The 18,675-nt window shown below is 59.3% G+C and carries 20 protein-coding genes and 1 tRNA gene; 9 read left to right on the top strand and 12 right to left on the bottom strand.

The window, feature by feature from the left end:
• The first annotated feature begins 325 nt into the window (after positions 1-325).
• On the top strand, positions 326-2,362 hold the full coding sequence (locus tag ACLK1G_RS13385; protein WP_420765851.1) for an oxidoreductase: 2,037 nt from the start codon (positions 326-328) through the stop codon (positions 2,360-2,362).
• A 157-nt stretch (positions 2,363-2,519) separates the two neighbouring features.
• On the opposite strand, the gene ACLK1G_RS13380 is transcribed toward ACLK1G_RS13385, so the two are convergent.
• Both ACLK1G_RS13380 and ACLK1G_RS13375 read right to left on the bottom strand, forming a co-directional pair.
• Positions 2,520-3,305 (bottom strand): pyrroline-5-carboxylate reductase family protein, encoded by a 786-nt coding sequence (locus ACLK1G_RS13380; protein ID WP_420765850.1) that lies wholly within the window; start codon positions 3,303-3,305, stop codon positions 2,520-2,522.
• Positions 3,302-4,003 carry a TetR/AcrR family transcriptional regulator gene (locus ACLK1G_RS13375; RefSeq protein WP_420765849.1) on the bottom strand — a complete coding sequence of 234 codons (702 nt, stop codon included), beginning with the start codon at positions 4,001-4,003 and terminating at the stop codon, positions 3,302-3,304. The genes ACLK1G_RS13380 and ACLK1G_RS13375 overlap by 4 nt, the downstream gene beginning before the upstream one ends.
• Positions 4,004-4,461: 458 nt before the next feature.
• Between ACLK1G_RS13375 and ACLK1G_RS13370 the strand changes: the two genes are divergently transcribed.
• Complete coding sequence (locus ACLK1G_RS13370; protein WP_420765848.1) at positions 4,462-4,725, top strand: hypothetical protein; 264 nt, start codon at positions 4,462-4,464, stop codon at positions 4,723-4,725.
• A gap of 102 nt (positions 4,726-4,827) precedes the next feature.
• Positions 4,828-4,914, top strand: coding sequence for a small membrane protein YohP (locus ACLK1G_RS25860; protein WP_442087941.1), 87 nt, complete (start codon positions 4,828-4,830; stop codon positions 4,912-4,914).
• A 36-nt stretch (positions 4,915-4,950) separates the two neighbouring features.
• Here the strand turns inward: ACLK1G_RS25860 and ACLK1G_RS13365 are convergent, their stop codons facing one another.
• Positions 4,951-5,520 carry a TetR family transcriptional regulator gene (locus ACLK1G_RS13365; RefSeq protein ID WP_420765847.1) on the bottom strand — a complete coding sequence of 190 codons (570 nt, stop codon included), beginning with the start codon at positions 5,518-5,520 and terminating at the stop codon, positions 4,951-4,953.
• 202 nt (positions 5,521-5,722) lie between these two features.
• Between ACLK1G_RS13365 and ACLK1G_RS13360 the strand changes: the two genes are divergently transcribed.
• From ACLK1G_RS13360 to ACLK1G_RS13340, 5 genes are all read left to right on the top strand, one after another.
• Complete coding sequence (locus tag ACLK1G_RS13360) at positions 5,723-6,505, top strand: SDR family NAD(P)-dependent oxidoreductase (protein ID WP_420765846.1); 783 nt, start codon at positions 5,723-5,725, stop codon at positions 6,503-6,505.
• Between the two features lie 136 nt (positions 6,506-6,641).
• On the top strand, positions 6,642-7,250 hold the full coding sequence (locus tag ACLK1G_RS13355) for a LysE family translocator (protein WP_420765845.1): 609 nt from the start codon (positions 6,642-6,644) through the stop codon (positions 7,248-7,250).
• 130 nt (positions 7,251-7,380) lie between these two features.
• Positions 7,381-8,286: a transcriptional regulator GcvA gene (gene gcvA, locus ACLK1G_RS13350; protein ID WP_420765844.1), complete on the top strand. Its 906-nt coding sequence runs from the start codon at positions 7,381-7,383 to the stop codon at positions 8,284-8,286.
• A gap of 76 nt (positions 8,287-8,362) precedes the next feature.
• Positions 8,363-9,190, top strand: a complete 828-nt coding sequence (locus ACLK1G_RS13345; RefSeq protein ID WP_420765843.1) for an EamA family transporter — start codon at positions 8,363-8,365, stop codon at positions 9,188-9,190.
• A gap of 29 nt (positions 9,191-9,219) precedes the next feature.
• Entirely contained in the window at positions 9,220-9,981 is a 762-nt protein-coding gene (locus ACLK1G_RS13340) for an SDR family oxidoreductase (protein WP_420765842.1), read from the top strand.
• 81 nt (positions 9,982-10,062) lie between these two features.
• Here ACLK1G_RS13340 and dctA read toward each other — a convergent pair whose 3' ends face one another.
• Together dctA and ACLK1G_RS13330 are read right to left on the bottom strand one after the other, a co-directional pair.
• Entirely contained in the window at positions 10,063-11,370 is a 1,308-nt protein-coding gene (dctA, locus tag ACLK1G_RS13335) for a C4-dicarboxylate transporter DctA (protein ID WP_420765841.1), read from the bottom strand.
• Between the two features lie 100 nt (positions 11,371-11,470).
• On the bottom strand, positions 11,471-12,640 hold the full coding sequence (locus tag ACLK1G_RS13330; protein ID WP_420765840.1) for a mandelate racemase/muconate lactonizing enzyme family protein: 1,170 nt from the start codon (positions 12,638-12,640) through the stop codon (positions 11,471-11,473).
• A gap of 99 nt (positions 12,641-12,739) precedes the next feature.
• Here ACLK1G_RS13330 and ACLK1G_RS13325 point away from each other — a divergent pair, with 99 nt between their 5' ends.
• On the top strand, positions 12,740-13,615 hold the full coding sequence (locus ACLK1G_RS13325) for a LysR family transcriptional regulator (RefSeq protein WP_420765839.1): 876 nt from the start codon (positions 12,740-12,742) through the stop codon (positions 13,613-13,615).
• Between the two features lie 109 nt (positions 13,616-13,724).
• Here ACLK1G_RS13325 and ACLK1G_RS13320 read toward each other — a convergent pair.
• From ACLK1G_RS13320 to rpmI, 7 genes are all read right to left on the bottom strand, one after another.
• Positions 13,725-13,801, bottom strand: a tRNA-Pro gene (locus tag ACLK1G_RS13320).
• A gap of 90 nt (positions 13,802-13,891) precedes the next feature.
• Complete coding sequence (locus ACLK1G_RS13315) at positions 13,892-14,248, bottom strand: MerR family transcriptional regulator (protein ID WP_003179985.1); 357 nt, start codon at positions 14,246-14,248, stop codon at positions 13,892-13,894.
• The gene (gene ihfA / locus ACLK1G_RS13310) at positions 14,229-14,531 is read right to left on the bottom strand and encodes an integration host factor subunit alpha (protein WP_002553164.1); all 303 of its coding nucleotides are present in this window, start codon (positions 14,529-14,531) and stop codon (positions 14,229-14,231) included. The genes ACLK1G_RS13315 and ihfA overlap by 20 nt, the downstream gene beginning before the upstream one ends.
• A 3-nt stretch (positions 14,532-14,534) precedes the next feature.
• A complete protein-coding gene (gene pheT / locus ACLK1G_RS13305) occupies positions 14,535-16,913 on the bottom strand; it encodes a phenylalanine--tRNA ligase subunit beta (RefSeq protein ID WP_420765838.1) in 2,379 nt (792 codons plus the stop codon).
• Between the two features lie 26 nt (positions 16,914-16,939).
• Positions 16,940-17,956, bottom strand: coding sequence for a phenylalanine--tRNA ligase subunit alpha (pheS, locus tag ACLK1G_RS13300; RefSeq protein WP_207964006.1), 1,017 nt, complete (start codon positions 17,954-17,956; stop codon positions 16,940-16,942).
• A gap of 109 nt (positions 17,957-18,065) precedes the next feature.
• Complete coding sequence (rplT, locus tag ACLK1G_RS13295) at positions 18,066-18,422, bottom strand: 50S ribosomal protein L20 (protein ID WP_039592831.1); 357 nt, start codon at positions 18,420-18,422, stop codon at positions 18,066-18,068.
• A 30-nt stretch (positions 18,423-18,452) separates the two neighbouring features.
• Positions 18,453-18,647: a 50S ribosomal protein L35 gene (gene rpmI / locus ACLK1G_RS13290; RefSeq protein ID WP_002553160.1), complete on the bottom strand. Its 195-nt coding sequence runs from the start codon at positions 18,645-18,647 to the stop codon at positions 18,453-18,455.
• Positions 18,648-18,675 lie beyond the last annotated feature (28 nt).

Raw genomic sequence — 18,675 nt, 5'->3', positions numbered from 1 at the left:
AATGACCGGCTCATTCACAACGCTTTCTCGCGTGCCGGCAAAGCCTTGAACGAATCCGCCCTCAGCAGGTAATCCGCCCAGCCTCCAGACCGTTGGGGGCAAACCCTGAATCCACCGCTGCGCGGGAGGCACCCATCGCGCCACCACGCTGATGCAGGCGAGCGGCCGCACGTGCCGAATCCCCCTGTTTCGACTGGATGGTAATCCTGGCTTTCCTGCCACGCAAGAAAAATGTACACCCGTGTCTCACTCGTTGACACACCTGAACATTCAACATACCGTTATGTCAAAACCCAGCCTGATGTTCTGTTCCCGGAGCAACACCATGTCCAGCGATCCTCTGCTGCAGCCCTACAAAATCAAGCATCTGACGCTCAAGAATCGGATCATGACCACCTCGCATGAGCCCGCGTATCCCGTCGATGGCATGCCGAAGGATCTGTACCGTGCCTATCATGTCGAGCGGGCGAAGGCCGGCGTGGCGCTGACCATGACTGCCGGCTCCGCTGCCGTTTCTCGGGATAGCCCGCCGGTATTCAACAACGTGCTGGCGTACAAGGACGAAGTGGTCAAATGGATGAAAGACCTGACCGATGAGTGCCACGAACACGGCGCGGCGGTGATGATCCAGCTCACCCACCTGGGACGCCGCACGCGCTGGGACAAGGCCGACTGGCTGCCGGTTGTCTCGCCGTCCCATCGCCGCGAAGCGTCCCACCGGGCGTTTCCGAAAAAGCTGGAAGACTGGGACATCGACCGCATCATCAAGGATTACGTCGATGCCGCCGAGCGCATGAAAGCCGCGGGGCTCGATGGCCTGGAGTTGCAGGCCTACGGGCACCTCATGGATCAATTCTGGTCGCCACTGACCAATGATCTTGATGGGCCCTACGGCGGTTCCCTGGAAAACCGAATGCGCTTTACCTTCGATGTGTTGCGCGGGATCCGCCAGCGTTGCGGCGAGGACTTCCTCCTTGGTGTGCGCTACACCGGCGACGAGGATCTTCCCGGCGGTTTCGGTTTCAGCGACGGCATCCAGATTTCCCACATGCTCAAGGACAGCGGCCTGGTGGATTTCCTAAACGTCGTGCGCGGTCATATCGATACCGATGCGGGCCTCACCGACGTGATACCGATCCAGGGCATGCGCAACTCGCCGCACCTGGATTTTGCCGGGGAGATCCGCTCGGCAACCGGTTTCCCGACGTTCCATGCGGCCAAGATTCCGGACGTCGCCACGGCGCGACACGCCATCGCCTCTGGCAAGGTGGACATGATCGGCATGACCCGCGCCCACATGACCGACCCGCACATCGTGCGCAAGATCATCGAAAAACGTGAAGAAGAGATCCGCCCTTGCGTTGGCGCCAACTACTGCCTGGACCGTATCTATCAGGGCGGCGCGGCGTACTGCATCCACAACGCCGCCACCGGCCGCGAAACCACCATGCCCCATGAGATTCCCAAGGCATCGGTCAAGCGCAAGGTGGTGGTGATCGGCACCGGCCCGGCGGGCCTGGAAGCAGCACGGGTGGCCGGCGAACGCGGCCATGACGTCACGGTGTTCGAAGTGGCGGATCAGCCCGGGGGGCAGATCCGCTTGACCGCGCAAAGCGAACGGCGGCGCGAGATGATCAGCATCATCGATTGGCGCATGACGCAGTGCGAACGGCTGGGCGTAAGGTTCCACTTCAACACCTGGGCCGAAGCCGAGACGGTCCTGGCCGAAGAACCGGATGTGGTGATCGTTGCCACAGGCGGCTTGCCCCATACCGAGGTGCTCAAGCTAGGCAATGAGCTGGTGGTGTCGACCTGGGACATCATCTGCGGCGACGTCAAGCCTGGCCAGAACGTGCTGATCTTCGATGACGCCGGCGACCACGCGGCGCTCCAGGCCGCCGAGGTCATCGCCAACAGCGGCGCGAAACTGGAGATCGTCACGCCGGACCGGTCGTTTTCGCCGGAGGTGATGGCGATGAACCTGGTGCCGTACATGCGCAACCTGCAAGACCTGAACGTCACGTTCACGGTCACGTATCGGGTCGACTCGGTGGAGCAACGCGACGGGCAGCTGGTTGCCCACTTCGGTAGCGATTACGGCCAGGTGCACAAGCAGCGCGTGGTCGATCAGGTGGTGGTCAACCATGGCACCCTGCCGCTGGACGATCTGTATTTCGAACTACGCCCATATTCGAGCAACAACGGCGCGGTCGAACAGCACAACCTGATCGCAGGGACCCCCCAGAACATCGTGACCAACCCCGAGGGCCGCTTCCAGTTGTTCCGGATCGGCGACGCGGTGTCGGCGCGTAATACCCACGCGGCCATCTATGATGCGCTGCGGCTGGTCAAGGACATCTGAAGCCGTGCCCAACATGATCGTTTCAATTGCTGAAAACTGAAGTGGGAGCGAGCTTGCTCCCGATAGCGGTGCCTCAGTCACAGGATGTAGGACCGGCTGCCGTCATCGCGAGCAAGCTCGCTCCCACAAGGGTTTTGCGGATGCGGGACTCTTGGGGTCAGGTTTGAAGCCCTTTGCGCGCCACGGCGGCGCCCGCTTGCAATGCCCTTCCCACCTGCGCCTCGAAATGCCCCTGGGTCATCGATTGCAAGGCGGCGGCTGTCACGCCGCGGTAGGCAACCAGAGTATCGATCATTTGCTGGGCGTCGCGGGTGGCCAGCAACTGGCTGCTGTTGATCACGACATTGCTTGCGGCAAGCTGCGCAATCTCGCCGGGGATACCGGCTGCCATCGCCTGATTCGCCAACGCTGTCATCAACAAGGCAGGAAAGGCCGGGCCGGTGCCCGAAAGCGCGGAGAGATAATCGATAAAGTCTTCCTGCTGGACCTCCGCAGCAGTGCCCACGCATTCGAACAACTGCTGAATGAGGGTCTTCGTCATCGGTTCCACCGCGCCAGCGCAATACCAAGGCGTAAAGGACTGCCCGATTTCCACCGCCGCGTTGGGCATCGCCCGCACGACTCTTGAGGCCAAGGTCCGTGCGGCGATTGCCTGCGCCGTGATCCCGGCCATCAATGAGATCACCGTCTTGCCCGATGCGTCGAGGGTCAGGCTGGCGAATTGCTCGGGTCTTACTGCGATGATGATGACGTCGCTGCGATCCGCCAGTGCCTGGTTATCGGTGACCAGGCAAACGCCTTGCTTCGCCAATGGATGGGCACCTGAGCGATTGGAAATAACCAGATTACCCGCCGGCAACCAGGCCTTCGCCAACACGGCCTTGGCAATCGCCGCGCCCAACCACCCCGTTCCGCCGACGATTCCCAGCGTCACGTCATTCATTTTTCAGCCGTTTCTTCAAAGGTTTCCATCAGCGGCACGAACACCCCTGGCTCTTTTTCGGCATAGCCGAATTTGCCATAAAACCGATCCAGCTCACGCTGCTTGGGCACCTTGCCAGTGAAAATGCTCACGTAATGCGGGATGCGCTGGAAGCGCACGGTGATCAGCTCGCTGGTGTTCATGGTGATGTAGCCGATCTGCGTCAGATAAATCGTCCGAGCCCGTGCGTCGGCCCCCTGGCTGTCGTAGCCGAAGCGCTTGAACATGCTCGCCAGGGCGCCCATACGTTGCTCGTCGACAATGGCGACCTGTTGCGCGACGTCTGCGGACTGGAGCGCCCAACTGCGCACCGCAAATTCAAACTGAGAATCGAACAATTGCGGATTGAGCCAACATTCAAAAACATTCAGGATCGCCTCGGAGATGCTCTCGGCGTAGCTTTCGCTTTGCCGGATCAAACCCCCGGTGTTGGTTTCGCGCCAGCGCGACAGCAAGGCCGCCAGCAACTGTTCGCGATCCTCGAAAAACCAATAGAAGCTGGTGCGTGACAAACCTAGGCGTTTGGCCAACGGCATGACCCGGACCGCATCGATGCCGGACTCCTTCAAAGCCTCATAGGCCGCTTCCAGCCACCCTTCGGGCGACCCTCGCCAACCCGCGTCCTGGGCCTTGCCACGCGCCTTTCCCACCTGGGGCATCTTGCATCCACCTTATCGAACATACGTAACGCGAATGTACTCGGATGCCCGCTAAATGTACACCTAAGTACATTTGATTGACGAGCCGTTCCCTCCTCTCCCCGAGGTCGCGAAAGGACCAATGAGCGCAAGTCATGGGTCGCCCAAAGTGTCGCCCTGGCCTGGTCGCGGTTGCTCCGCGATCATTTGCAGACGAGCAACCTGGTCCGTCCTACCCCAACCCTCTTACGCACCGATGCCAAACTCTGCCTGCTGGGCCCGTTGGGCCGGACGTCTGAGCGGCAAAGTGTCAGGCGTTTTCGCGAATGGCTGATGACACCTCTGGCCCAAACGAAGGATGTTTGATCGGTGGCGCCTCGACCCGTTTTTTATCAATCTGCTTAAAAAACCGGGCCTGCGGCCGATACCCATGACAAGAGCCCAGCGACTGGGTAGCTGGATGGCGGCGGGAACCGGTAATGACAGACATATATCTGCTGATAGCGAGCGGTACGGACCAGAGCGATGCGTACGTCCTGGGTTGGTTCGATGACCGAACCAAGGCCCGGGAAGTGGCAGAGCAGAAGGAATGGGAAGCTTATCGAGCCAGTCTGAAGGCGGAACACCCTTGGTCAAGCCATAAACCACTGGCACCGGACAAGACCGAATACCGGCGCTACTGGATCAAGACCGTTTCGAAATTCGAACACGTTTCCATCCCGAGGTCCCTCGCGGTGCACTGACAGCCCTGCCCCTCATAGCATCGATTCATTGCGAAAATTTAACGAACCGCGCGCGCTCGCCAAGGGTCTAGAAAACTAAGCCCATCCGATGAGAGCGTTCCTATGTTGAAATTTCTTGGTGGTACCGTTGGGATCATTTTCCTGATCGGCCTGATCGTGGTCATTGCCTTGTTCAAGTTCATTTTCTGATCCGGCCAGCGGTAGCGCATTGCGCTACCGCTGGCTTTACACGGGTTCGGACGCGGGCAATAACGCCAGGATCCGATCACGGCAGACTTGCAGTATCTCATCCGCCAACGGAGCATCATCCGGACAGGCCCGCGACAGCATGACCGCGCCGACGGCCTGGGCGAACAGGTTGATCATCGCTGCCCGGCCCCCTTCTTCTGTCGACCCGAGCTTTTCCTCCAGTGCAGCCAGGGTGCCCTCCAATCCAGTGGCAAACGTGGTTTTCACCTCATCGTCCTGACGCGCCGCGTCGCCGCACAACGCCGCCATCGTGCAGCCGTTGCCCCGCGCATCGCGGTGCTCGCGCGAGACATACATGGCGAAAAAACCCGCGACATTCAGTTTGCTTGCGCTGGTCAATGAGCGCGAAAGACTGTCTGCGGCGGCTTCCGCCATCAGGTCGGCTTTCGAACCGAAATGCTTGTAGAAACCACCGTGGGTGAAGCCGGCGGCGGCCATCAGGTCCGCCACACCGATGCCGTCAAAGCCACGTTCACGAAACAGAACAGACGCCGTCTCGACGATATGTTGCCGGTTTGCCTGTGCCTGAGCCTTAGTCACTCTCATTTTTCATTACCTCGTACCGCTCGAATCATGCCTCGCATCATACATAGATGCCGACCATAATCAAATTCATTGACATCTTAGATTTCGGTCATCATCCTAACAACCAGCCCACACGCCCCCCCTAAGCTCGATGTGGAACGCCAACGGCGGCGAAAAACCCCGCCGTTGATCGCACGTCTTAATCCCTGAAGAGACCGACACCATGACCACTCGCAAAACCGTCCTCATCACTGGCGCTTCCACCGGTATCGGCGCTGTCTATGCCAAGCGCTTTGCCCAACGCGGCCACGATCTCGTGCTGGTGGCCCGTGACAACGCCCGGCTGGAAGCATTGGCAACCGAGCTGCGCAACGAACACCATATTACCGTCGATGTGCTCCAGGCCGACCTCACCCAATCCGCTGACTTGAACCAGGTCGAAGCGCGCCTGCGAGATGACGACCGTATCGGCATCCTGATCAACAACGCGGGCGCGGCCCAATCCGGCAGTTTTATCGAACAGACCACCGACAGCGTCGCGCACCTGGTTTCGCTCAACACCACCGCGTTGGTACGGCTCGCCAGCGCCGTCGCTCCACGCCTGGCAAAGGCCGGCGACGGCGCGATCATCAATATTGGCTCGGTGGTCGGCTTGGCGCCGGAATTCGGCATGTCGGTATATGGCGCGACCAAGGCATTCGTGTTGTTCCTCTCCCAGGGGCTCAGCCTCGAACTCAACCCCAAGGGCGTCTACGTCCAAGCCGTCCTGCCGGCGGCTACCCGGACCGAAATCTGGGAACGCGCGGGCATCGACGTCAATACGCTGAGTGAAATCATGGAAGTGGGCGATCTGGTCGACGCGGCGCTGATCGGCTTCGATCGTCGCGAACCGGTGACCATTCCGCCACTGCAGGACGGCGCTCGCTGGGATGCGTTGCAGGCCGCGCGCCAAGGGTTGCTGGGGCAGATCAAGCAATCGGCGGTGGCTGAGCGGTACAAGGCCTGACGGTTCCAAGGTCACCGCTGCGCCGCCGCGGTTCCCTCTATTGGTTAGCCAAATGGCGGTGAAGTGGATTAAGCGCTTTCCATGATCGCTGTTCACCCGCAGGATGTGCTCGGGATCACCACACCTGGACTGGATCATGCCATTTGAGACTTGGTTGCTCTATCTGCTCACCTGCTGCGGCATTGCGGTAGCGCCAGGCCCCAATGCGTTGTTGGCGCTTACCCATGGGGCAATCCATGGAACCCGCAAGACGTTGTTCACTATCGCAGGCGGCGTACTCGGCTTTTCAGTCGTCCTTTCGCTTTGCGCATTGGGGCTGGGTGCGCTGATCCAGGCATCCGCCACTTGGTTCACAGCACTGAAGATCGTTGGCGGGCTCTACCTGATCTGGTTGGGCTTCGGTCTGTGGCGATCCCCGCCCGTCAGTCTCGACGCGACGAGTAACGAAGGCTTTCGACGGTGGTCGCTGTTCCGCCAAGGCTTGGTATCGGCCATCTCCAATCCCAAGGCGCTGCTGCTGTTCACCGCGTTCATCCCGCCCTTCCTTGATCCGCACCGCAATATCATTGCGCAGACACTCACTATTGCGCTGACTTACGCCGTGGTCGAATTCATCGTTGAATACTTTGTCGCCAGCGCAGCTCACCGGGTCAGGCCTTGGCTGGCTCGAACCGGGCGCCGGTTCAACAAAGTCTGCGGCGGCTTTTTTGTGGCTTTTGGGGTGAGCTTGCCCATTCATAGCTGAATACCTAAACCGCAATCATTGCCTACCCATCGGACCATCGCGTAGAAAGCGCCCCCGACTCCAGGCCTGGCTCTATCATGAGCTAACGTTCATGATTTGCTTTTGCGCCGAATCGCCGGGATACCTATACATGAGAGACCTGCCGCCGACCGCCACATTGCGTGCCTTTGAAGTCGCCACCCGACACCCCACGTTCACCGCGGCCGCGCAGGAGCTGCACGTGACGCAGAGCGCAGTCAGTCACCAGCTCAAGCACCTGGAGGCGCTTTGGGGGTTGCAGTTGTTCGAGCGTGGCAAGTCACTCACCCTCACGGCAGCGGGGGCTACGCTGGCGCCCATCGTGCGGGAGTTTTTCATGAGCCTGGAAGCGACCCTTGGCGATCTGCGCGAGCAGAAAGGCAGGGTCAGGCTCGAAGTCAGCACCACGTACTCCTTCGCGCTGAAATGGCTGCTGCCGCGCTTGCCGGGGCTTTCCCGCCATTATCCGGAACTGTTGGTCGCGCTGGACACCACCGATAAGATCATCCATTTCTCCAACGCCCAAGCCGATGTTGCGATCCGGCTTGGCAAAGGCAACTATCCCGGCCTGTATTCGGAATTCCTGTTCGGCGAGCAGGTGTTTCCAGTGGCGAGCCCCGATCTGCTGCAGCGCTTGGGCATGCCACACAGCCCCGCCGAACTGCTGCATTACCCGCTGCTGACCCGTGACGGCGCCGAGCTGGTACCAAAATGGGAGGACTGGTTTCAGAAGGTTGGGTTGGAATTGTCGCCGCTCAAGGAGAGCGTCAGGTTCGGCGACACCAACATGACAGTGGAGGCCGCGTTGCTCGGCCAAGGTGTTGCCTTGGTGCGTAGCGGCCACGTTGAAACCGAAATCAGCGACGGCCGCCTGGTACGGCTGTTCGATGTGCCGTTTGCGTCACCGCTTGCCTATTATTTTGTCTGTCCCAAGGGCATCGAATCGCAACCGCACATCGTCAGCTTCCGCCAATGGCTGGCCAGCGAGGCGTTGAAGGTTCAACACGTCTACGACTGATACATGAGATTTTGCTCATGAACCAATGAGGAGACTTCTCTGTCGCCCGGCCGTCGCGCTGCCTAGAATGGCGACCATGCCTACCCATATCGTCCTGCTGGTCCTGTTCGCCGCGCTCCTGCATGCCAGCTGGAACGCCTTGCTGCGTGGCGGCGCCGATCGACTCTGGTCAATGACGGTCATGTGTATCGTCATCGCCATCGTCTGTGCCATCGCCGCGATATTCATGGTGCCACCGGCGCCGGCCAGCTGGGGCTATGGGTTGCTTTCGGCGTTGCTGCACGTGGGCTACAACCTGTTTCTGGTGCGCAGCTACCGGGTCGGCGACTTGGGGCAGATCTATCCGATTTCCCGCGGATCATCACCGGCGTTGATCACCCTGGGGGCGGCGATCTTTGCCGGAGAAAACATTACCCCCGGTGAGCTGCTCGGTATCGGCCTGGTGTCCGGCGGCATCATTTCCCTGGCCTTCCGTGGACGCAGCCTGTCGGTTCCCAGCCTGCCCTATGCGCTGGGAACGGGTTGCTTCATCGCGGCCTATAGCGTCGTCGACGGCATGGGCGCCAGACTTTCCGGCGCGCCGCTCGCCTACACGGTGTGGATGTGCGCCGCGTGGGGTGTGCTGATGCCTCTCGTGTACATCGGCCTGCGCGACGCCCGCAGCTTATTCTCCGTCCGGCCCGGGATACTCGCCGCGTCGGTCGGCGGGCTGGTCTCGCTGATCGCCTATGCAATTGTCATCTACGCCATGAACGAAGCGCCTCTGGGCGCGGTATCGGCATTGCGCGAGACCAGCGTGTTGTTCGCGGTATTGATTGGCTACCTGTTTCTTGGCGAGACGCTCACCGCCCGCCGGGTCTTGGCGTGCACCGTGATCGCCAGCGGCACCTTCATCATCGGCTGACCCATCAACTGCCCAGGAGAATATTCCCAATGGCTGACATCCCGCAGGCGCCCTTGATCCTGATAACCGGTGGAAGCCGCGGCGTGGGTGCCGCCACCGCGCGGCTGGCCGCCGCACAAGGCTACGACGTCGCCATCAGCTATATCGCCAACGAGACCGCGGCACTGACCGTGGTGGCGGATGTGGAGGCATTGGGACGGCGCGCGCTGGCCATGCGCGCCGACAGCTCGGACCCCAAGCAGGTCGCCGATCTATTCGCAGCCATCGACCGCTCGTTCGGACGCATCGACGTCCTGGTCGATAACGCCGGGGTACTGTCGGCTCAGTCACGCCTGGAGGACCTCGGCTTCGAGCGCATGCAGCGCATCTTCGCAGTCAATTCCATCGGCCCGATTCTCTGCGCCCAGCAGGCAGTGAAACGCATGTCCCACCGGCACAACGGCCCCGGCGGAGTCGTGATCAATATCTCCTCGGCATCGGCGCGCCTCGGCAGCCCCAATGAATACGTCGACTATGCGGCATCAAAGGGAGCATTGGAGACGTTCACTATCGGGTTCGCCAAAGAGGTGGCCCGAGAAGGCATACGCGTCAACTGCATCCGCCCCGGGCATATCTACACCGAAATGCATGCCAGCGGCGGCGAGCCGGGACGGGTCGATCGGGTCAAGGATTCCATCCCCATGGGGCGTGGCGGTCAGCCGGAGGAAGTGGCGCGGGCCATTCTATGGCTGGCCAGCGCGGAGGCGTCGTTTGTGACCGGGACATTTCTTGATGTGACGGGGGGCAAATGACGTGGATGGCCTCATTGGAACGAAGCCTGGAGGCCAGAGCCGGTCATGCCGCTGAAGCGGAATGACCGGAGGCCTTATCGATTATTTTTGCGCCAACAATGCCTTTCTCGCAGCCTTGTCTTGCTTCATTGCGGCGATTTCACGCTCGCAGGCCTCGACGTCGAAAGAGTTGTCCCACTTGGCAATGGCGATGGTGCCGATGCCGTTACCAATGAGGTTGGTCACAGCCCGCGCTTCGTTCAGGAACCGGTCAATCCCCAAGAGCAAAACGAGGCCTACCAACGGGATGGAGTGGATGGTCGTGAGCGTTGCCGCCAATGTCACAAACCCAGCGCCCGCCACGCCAGCCGAGCCTTTGGACGTCAGCAGGAACACGCCAAGCAGGATCATTTGGTCGACGAAAGTCAGCGGCGTATTGGTGGCTTGGGCAATAAAAATGGCGGCCATGGTGAGATAGATACAAGTGCCGTCAGCGTTGAAGGTATATCCCGTAGGCAGCACCATCCCCACTACTGATTTTTTGCAGCCAAGCTTTTCAAGCTTCACCATCATTCGCGGCAACACAGCCTCGGTTGAACAGGTGCCCAGCGTGATGAGGATTTCATCCTTGAAATAACGCAAAAACTGCATCAGCGGCATGCCCGACCATCTCGCCACCGTACCCAGCACGACCACGATGAATATCAACGTCGTGACATAGAGCGCGACAAGCAGTTGTCCGAGTGAGAACAAGGTCCCAATTCCGTATTTGCCGATAGTGAATGCCATACCGGCCCCAGCACCAATCGGCGCCAAGCGCATGACCATCGCAACTATCTTGAAGAGACCTTGCAAGAACAGGTCAATGGTGTTGATCAACGGCTTGCTGGTTTCGCCCATTTGAACCAGGGCGACTCCCATCAATACCGAAAGCAGGATGACCTGAAGCATGACGCCATTGGAGAACGCACCAATGAAAGTCTGCGGGATGATATTGAGGAAGAACTCAACGGTGCCGCCCTGTTCATTCGCAACTTGGCTGTATTTGCCAATAGCACTTGCATCAAGCGCGCTGGCATTGATGTTCATACCCACGCCAGGCTTCACGATGTTGACGACGATAAGACCGACAACCAGAGCAATGGTGGACAGGATTTCGAAGTAGATCAATGCCTTCACACCGATCCGGCCGACTTCCTTGATGTCGCCCATCTTCGCTATGCCGACCACGACAGTGCCGAAAATAATGGGTGCCAATAGCATCTTTATCAGTTTGATGAAGCCATCGGCAAAGGGTTGGAGCTTGGCTCCGATATCAGGAACGAAGTAACCGATTGCTGCGCCGATCACGATACCGATCAGCACTTGCACGTACAGCTGGCTATACCAGCGGGACTTGGAATTTTCCACGGAAGCACCTCATTTTATTTTTGTGATGGGCTGTGGGCTGGCGCCGGTGGTCGGCGCCTGGTTCTGCGGCCTGCTCTCGCAGGCCGCAGCTTGAGGGTGATCAGCCTTCGCCCAGCTCACGCATGACTGCATACAAGGCAGACTTGGCTTCGAATCCCACACCCGGAATATCCGGCAGACCGACGTAGCCGTTTTCCACCTTGATCCCATCGGCGAACCCACCGAATGGCTGGAACACGTCTGGGTATGATTCGTTACCGCCCAGGTGCAGGCCGGCTGCGATGTTCAGGGACATCTGATGACCGCCATGGGGCACTACGCGACGGGAAGACCAGCCCAGCTCTTCCATGACTTCAAGGGTGCGCAGGTATTCCACGAGGCCATAAGACAGTGCGCAGTCGAATTGGAGGAAGTCGCGATCGGGCCGCATGCCACCGTGGCGCAACAAGTTGCGAGCATCCTGGTGGGAGAACAGGTTTTCACCGGTTGCCATGGGCAATTCATAGTGATTGGCCAGCTCAGCCTGCAATGCGTAGTCAAGCGGATCACCGACCTCTTCGTACCAGAAGAGGTTGTACTTTTTGATGGCTTGCGCGTAAGCGATACCCGTCTGAAGATCGAAGCGACCATTGGCGTCGACCGCCAATCGACGACCGTCCCCCACCACTTCAAGTACCGCTTCGATGCGACGGATGTCTTCGTCCAGTGGCACCGCACCGATCTTCATCTTGACCACATCGTAGCCACGATCCAGATAGCTCTGCATTTCCGCCTTGAGCTTTGTCTGATCCTTGCCAGGGTAGTAGTAGCCACCCGCTGCATAGACCCAGACCTTGTCATCCGCCACGCCATTGCGGTAGCGGTCAGCCAGCAGACGATAGAGCGGTTTGCCTTCAATCTTGGCGACGGCATCCCATACGGCCATGTCGATGGTGCCAACTGCGACGGAGCGCTCTCCGTGTCCGCCTGGCTTCTCGTTAGTCATCAGGGTCTTCCAGATCGCGAACGGATCCAGGTTGTCGTTTTCATGATCGACAAGGGAGTCGGGCTCAGCTTCGGTGACACGCGCCAGGAAACGATCACGCATCAGGGCACCCTGGCCGTAGCGGCCATTGGAGTTGAAACCGTATCCGATCACGGGTTTGCCATCGCGAATCACATCCGTGACCACAGCGACGACCGAGCAGGTCATTTTGGAGAAGTCGATGTAGGCGTTGGCGATTGGGGACGCAATGGAAACGGTTTTTTCACGAATATCGACGATGCGCATGAGAGGTTCCTCTTGTTGTTTGTAGCCCCACGTTAGGCTTTGCGACCTTTCCAGCCCAATGCTATTAATGCCGCACCCTATGCACAGGAGGCATGGCCCTTGGAACTCGTTTGGCTCGAAGACCTTTCAGCACTCGCGGAATATGGGAGCTTTGTTCGGGCGGCTGAAGCGCGGCACGTCACTCAGCCAGCGTTCAGTCGCAGAGTGCGCTCGTTGGAAAATTGGATGGGCGTACAGTTGTTCATCCGCACGCCTCATGGCGCGACGCTGACCGAAGCGGGGAGGCAAATATTGCCGAGCGCCCAGGAAGCCGCGCGGCGCTTGTACCGAATGCGCAACGAGGCTCAGGAAGTGGCGGGAATGGCCGCCAGATCACTGCAGTTCGCTGCAACCCATTCCCTGTCGTTTACCTTTTTCCCAAGATGGCTTCGCGGCGCAGAACACGGCGCCCCCATCGAGGCCGTGCAGTTGCATTCAGGTAGCATGGCCGTCTGTGAGCAAATGCTGATACACGGACAGGTTCAGTTTCTGCTCTGTCACCGCCATCCCGACGTTCCCCCGTTGCTGGCGCCTGACCAGTTCACGGGTAAGAAAGTTGGCGAAGACGTCCTGGTTCCCTTGGCGAGTGCTTCTGCCAACTTTGGCACCTCCCCAGCGGCACTGCCCTACCTCGCCTACACCCATGAATCAGGATTGGGGCGCATCGTTGCTCATCGATTGCAGGGCAAGGAAGACTACCTCCACCTCAAGCCCCTCTTCAGCAGCCACCTCGCGGCGGTGCTGATGTCGATGGCACTGGAAAGCAAAGGAGTCGCGTGGCTACCCAAAAGCCTCACCGAGCAGGAGATACTGGACGGGCGCTTAGTCAGGGCATTGGACGAGAGTTGGGATATCCCACTGGAAATTCACCTGACCCGCCCGACGGCGCCACTTAGCCAATCCGCGGAAGAGTTCTGGTCCAGGGTGGGCGTCTAGGCTTATCACGCATGGCCTGAGATTCATCTGAAGCCGTTGTATTGAGGGGTTGGGAACAACCATAAAAAAAGGGTCGCGAGATTAAATCTCGCAACCCTTTTGGATTGTATGGTCGGGACGGAGTGATTCGAACACTCGACCCCTAGCACCCCATGCTAGTGCGCTACCGGACTGCGCTACGCCCCGACTAGGCGTGAATCTTGTTCCGCTTCTCAACGGAACGCTCAGGAATATATCGCAAGCTTTTGAAAACTGGAAGTATTTAAAAGCAGAAATTTATTTCTTGAGCACCACCAGTACATCTTCGAGCTCGGCGATCATCTGGCGGATCATCTGTTTGTACTGGGTTGTATCGTCCTTGGCCTCGTCACCGGAGAGGCGCAGGCGCGCTCCGCCGATGGTGAACCCCTGGTCGTACAGCAGCGCGCGGATCTGCCGGATCATCAGCACGTCCTGGCGCTGATAATACCGTCGGTTTCCGCGGCGCTTGACCGGATTGAGTTGAGGAAACTCCTGCTCCCAATAGCGCAGCACGTGCGGTTTAACCGCACACAGCTCGCTGACTTCACCAATGGTGAAGTAGCGTTTGCCCGGGATGACGGGTAGTTCGTCGTTATGACTTGGTTCCAGCATAAGCCTCAACTCGGGCCTTCAACTTCTGCCCTGGACGAAAGGTGACCACACGGCGAGCCGTGATCGGGATTTCTTCTCCCGTTTTCGGATTGCGGCCAGGCCGCTGGCGTTTGTCCCGAAGGTCGAAATTGCCGAATCCGGACAATTTGACCTGCTCGTTGTCTTCGAGAGCGTGCCTGATTTCTTCGAAAAACAGTTCGACCAATTCTTTGGCCTCCCGTTTATTCAGGCCCAACTCCTCATACAGACGTTCCGCCATCTCAGCTTTCGTCAGAGCCCCCATACGTCACTTCCTTAACGTGGCGTTCAACCTGTGTTCGAGCGAGGTGAGGATATTCTGCGTTGCGGTATTCACCTCATCGTCATTAAGAGTGCGCGATGGATGCTGCCAGGTCAAGCCGACTGCAAGGCTTTTTCTATGCGGATCAATGCCTTTACCTTGATACACGTCAAATAGCCTGAGGTCCGTCAGCCATTCGCCTGCATTTTCACGGATTACTGCCAGTACGGCACTGGATGCAACGCCGACATCGGCTATCAAGGCAAGGTCGCGACGCACTTCAGGAAAGCGCGATAACTCCTGGAATTTCGGCATTTTTCCTTGGGCGACTTCAGCCAGGACCAGCTCGAAAACGAAGACTGGACGATCAAGACCCAGCGTCTTCGACAACTCAGGGTGGATCGCGCCGACATAACCGACTTCACGACCGTCTCGCTCGATGCGCGCGGTCTGACCCGGGTGCAGCGCCGGATGCTTGCCAGGCACGAAGGTGAACGCGCCGAGCGCACCAGCAAAGCCCAGCACCGCTTCCACGTCGGCCTTGACGTCGAAGAAATCCACGCCATCACGCCCTTGGGCCCAGCCTTCCGGCAGGCGGCTGCCGCAAACGACACCGGCCAGCATTGGCTCTTGCTTCAGGCCGTCCAATTGACCGACAAAACGCAGACCGCTTTCGAACAGGCGTACGCGGTCCTGCTGGCGATTCAGGTTGTGCTGGAGCGACTTGATCAGGCCCGGCCACAGGGAGGAGCGCATCGCGGCCATGTCATTGGAGATCGGGTTGGCCAACAGCAGTGGCTCAACACCTGGGCTGAACAATTCGAACTGACGCGGATCGATGAAACTGTAGGTGATCGCTTCCTGATACCCACGAGCCACCAGCAGGCGACGCAGCTCCGGCAGGTCACTGCGGGCCTCTGCCTTGGCTTGCGGGGCCAGGCGAGCCTGGGGATAGCGGACCGGCAGGCGATTGTAGCCGTACAAGCGGGCCAGCTCTTCGATCAGGTCGACTTCCAGGCTGATATCGAAGCGATGGCTTGGCACTTCGACCTGCCACTGCCCTTCCCCCTCGGCCCGGACGGTCAGGCCCAAGGCGTTGAGCAGACGCTCGACTTCGGCCGGGTCCATTTCCATGCCGAGCATCTGGGTGATGCGCTGGGCACGCAGCGTCACCGGCGCGATCTTCGGCAGGTGCTGTTCGCTGACGGTTTCGATGATCGGGCCGGCTTCGCCACCGGTGATTTCCAGCAGCAGGCCAGTGGCGCGTTCCATGGCTTCACGGGCCAGTTGCCAATCCACGCCACGCTCATAGCGGTGCGAGGCGTCGGTGTGCAGGCCGTAGGAACGAGCCTTGCCGGCGACGGCGATCTGGTCGAAGAAGGCGCTTTCAAGGAATACATCACGGGTCGTGGCGGAGACGCCACTGTGCTCGCCGCCCATCACGCCTGCAATCGCCAGGGCGCGGGTATGGTCGGCAATCACCAGCGTATCGCTGCGCAAGGCCACTTCCTGGCCATCGAGCAGCACCAGCTTTTCACCTTCTTCAGCCATGCGCACGCGGATGCCGCCGTTGATTTCGGCGAGATCGAATGCGTGCAGCGGCTGACCCAGCTCAAGCATTACATAGTTGGTAATGTCGACAGCCGCGTCGATGCTGCGCACGTCGGAGCGTCGCAGGCACTCGACCATCCACAGCGGGGTCGGCTTGGACAGGTCAACATTGCGGATCACGCGGCCCAGGTAACGCGGGCATGCGCTCGGCGCCAAGACTTCGATCGGACGGACTTCGTCATGCACGGCCGGGACACTCGCAACCACCGGGCGAGTGACCGGGGTGGCGTACAACGCGCCGACTTCACGGGCCAGGCCAGCCACTGACAGGCAGTCGCCACGGTTCGGCGTCAGGTCGACTTCGATGCTCGCATCGTCCAGGCCCAGGTATTCACGAAAATCCTTGCCGACCGGCGCATCCGCCGGCAACTCCATCAGGCCGTCGTTGCCTTCGCCAACCTGCAATTCGGCTTGGGAGCACAACATGCCGTTGGACTCGACACCGCGCAGCTTGGCTTTCTTGATCTTGAAGTCACCCGGCAGTTCTGCACCGATCATGGCAAACGGGATCTTCAGGCCGGGACGCACGTTTGGTGCACCGCATACGACCTGGAACGTTTCCCCGCCACTGCTGACCTGGCAAACCCGCAGCTTGTCCGCGTCAGGGTGTTGTTCGGTGCTCAGCACCTCCCCCACCACCACGCCACTGAATGCGCCGGCGGCCGGCGTCACGCTATCGACCTCAAGACCGGCCATCGACAGGCGAGCAACCAGCTCGTCCTGGCTTACCTGCGGGCTAACCCAGCCGCGCAGCCATTGTTCACTGAATTTCATCCTGCTCTCCTAAAGGTTCGTTACGACTAGCGAAATTGCGCGAGGAACCGCAAGTCGTTGTCGAAGAACAGACGCAAGTCGTTCACGCCGTAACGCAGCATGGCCAAGCGTTCCACGCCCATGCCGAAGGCAAAGCCCGAGAATTCTTCCGGATCGATCCCGGACATGCGCAGCACGTTCGGGTGAACCATGCCGCAACCCATGACTTCCAGCCAGCCCGTCTGCTTGCAGACGCGGCAGCCCTTGCCGCTGCACATCACGCATTCCATGTCGACTTCGGCCGATGGCTCAGTGAACGGGAAATACGAAGGGCGGAAGCGCACGGCCAGTTCTTTTTCGAAGAACACCCGCAGGAACTCTTCGATAGTCCCTTTCAGGTCAGCGAAATTGATGTCGCGATCCACCAGCAGGCCTTCGACCTGATGAAACATCGGCGAATGGGTGATATCGGAGTCGCTACGGTACACACGGCCTGGGCAGACGATGCGGATCGGCGGCTGCTGCGACTCCATGGTGCGGACCTGTACCGGAGAGGTATGGGTGCGCAACAACATGTTCGCATTGAAATAGAAGGTGTCATGCATCGACCGGGCCGGGTGGTGGCCTGGGATGTTGAGCGCCTCGAAGTTGTGGTAATCGTCTTCGACCTCAGGACCCTCGGCAATGCCATAGCCGATGCGGGTGAAGAACTGCTCGATGCGTTCCAGCGTCCGGGTCACCGGATGCAGGCCACCGGAAGTCTGGCCACGGCCAGGCAGGGTCACGTCGATGGATTCGGCCGCGAGCTTGGCCGCCAGGTCCGCCTCCTCGAACAGCGCCTTGCGCGCATTGAGGACTTCTGTGACACGTTCCTTGGCGACGTTGATCAGCGCACCAACCTGCGGACGCTCTTCGGCCGGCAGGTTCCCCAGGGTCTTCATCACCTGAGTCAACTCGCCTTTCTTGCCAAGGTAGTGAACCCGGATTTGCTCCAGGGCATTGATATCTTCAGCGCTTTGCACAGCCTCTAGTGCTTGAGCGACCAGCGCGTCCAGGTTTTCCATGTACAGACTCCAGATACAAAATAGGGGAAGAGCTTTAAGGCTCTTCCCCTATTTATGACGTTTGGCACCCGGGCCCACAGAGGTGAGCCCCGGTGACTGCCGGGGGTACTTAAGCCAAGGTGGCTTTAGCTTTCTCGACAATCGCAGCAAACGCCGCTTTTTCGTTCACTGCCAGATCAGCCAGAACCTTACGGTCGATCTCGATGGACGCTTTTTTCAGGCCGGCGATGAAACGGCTGTAGGACAGACCGTAGGTACGAGCACCAGCGTTGATACGAGCGATCCACAGAGCGCGGAACTGACGTTTTTTCTGACGACGGTCACGGTAGGCGTATTGGCCTGCCTTGATTACGGCTTGCTTGGCAACACGGAATACGCGGGAACGCGCACCGTAGTAGCCTTTAGCAAGTTTCATAATTTTCTTGTGACGCTTACGGGCAATGACGCCACGCTTTACACGAGCCATGAGTTACTTCCTCTATTCTTGATCCAAAAATTAACGAAGGCGCAGCATGCGCTCGACTTTTGCCACGTCAGACGGATGCAGCAAGCTGCTACCGCGCAGTTGACGCTTACGCTTGGTCGACATTTTGGTCAGGATGTGGCTCTTGAAAGCGTGCTTGTGCTTGATGCCGTTAGCAGTTTTCAGAAACCGCTTAGCAGCACCACTTTTAGTTTTCATCTTTGGCATGTTCGGATACTCCGCATTCAGTTGATAA

The sequence above is a fragment of the Pseudomonas algeriensis genome (genome assembly GCF_048847255.1).
In the GTDB taxonomy this organism is placed as follows: Bacteria; Pseudomonadota; Gammaproteobacteria; order Pseudomonadales; family Pseudomonadaceae; genus Aquipseudomonas.
This window is presented reverse-complemented; position numbering and strand designations above follow the sequence as displayed.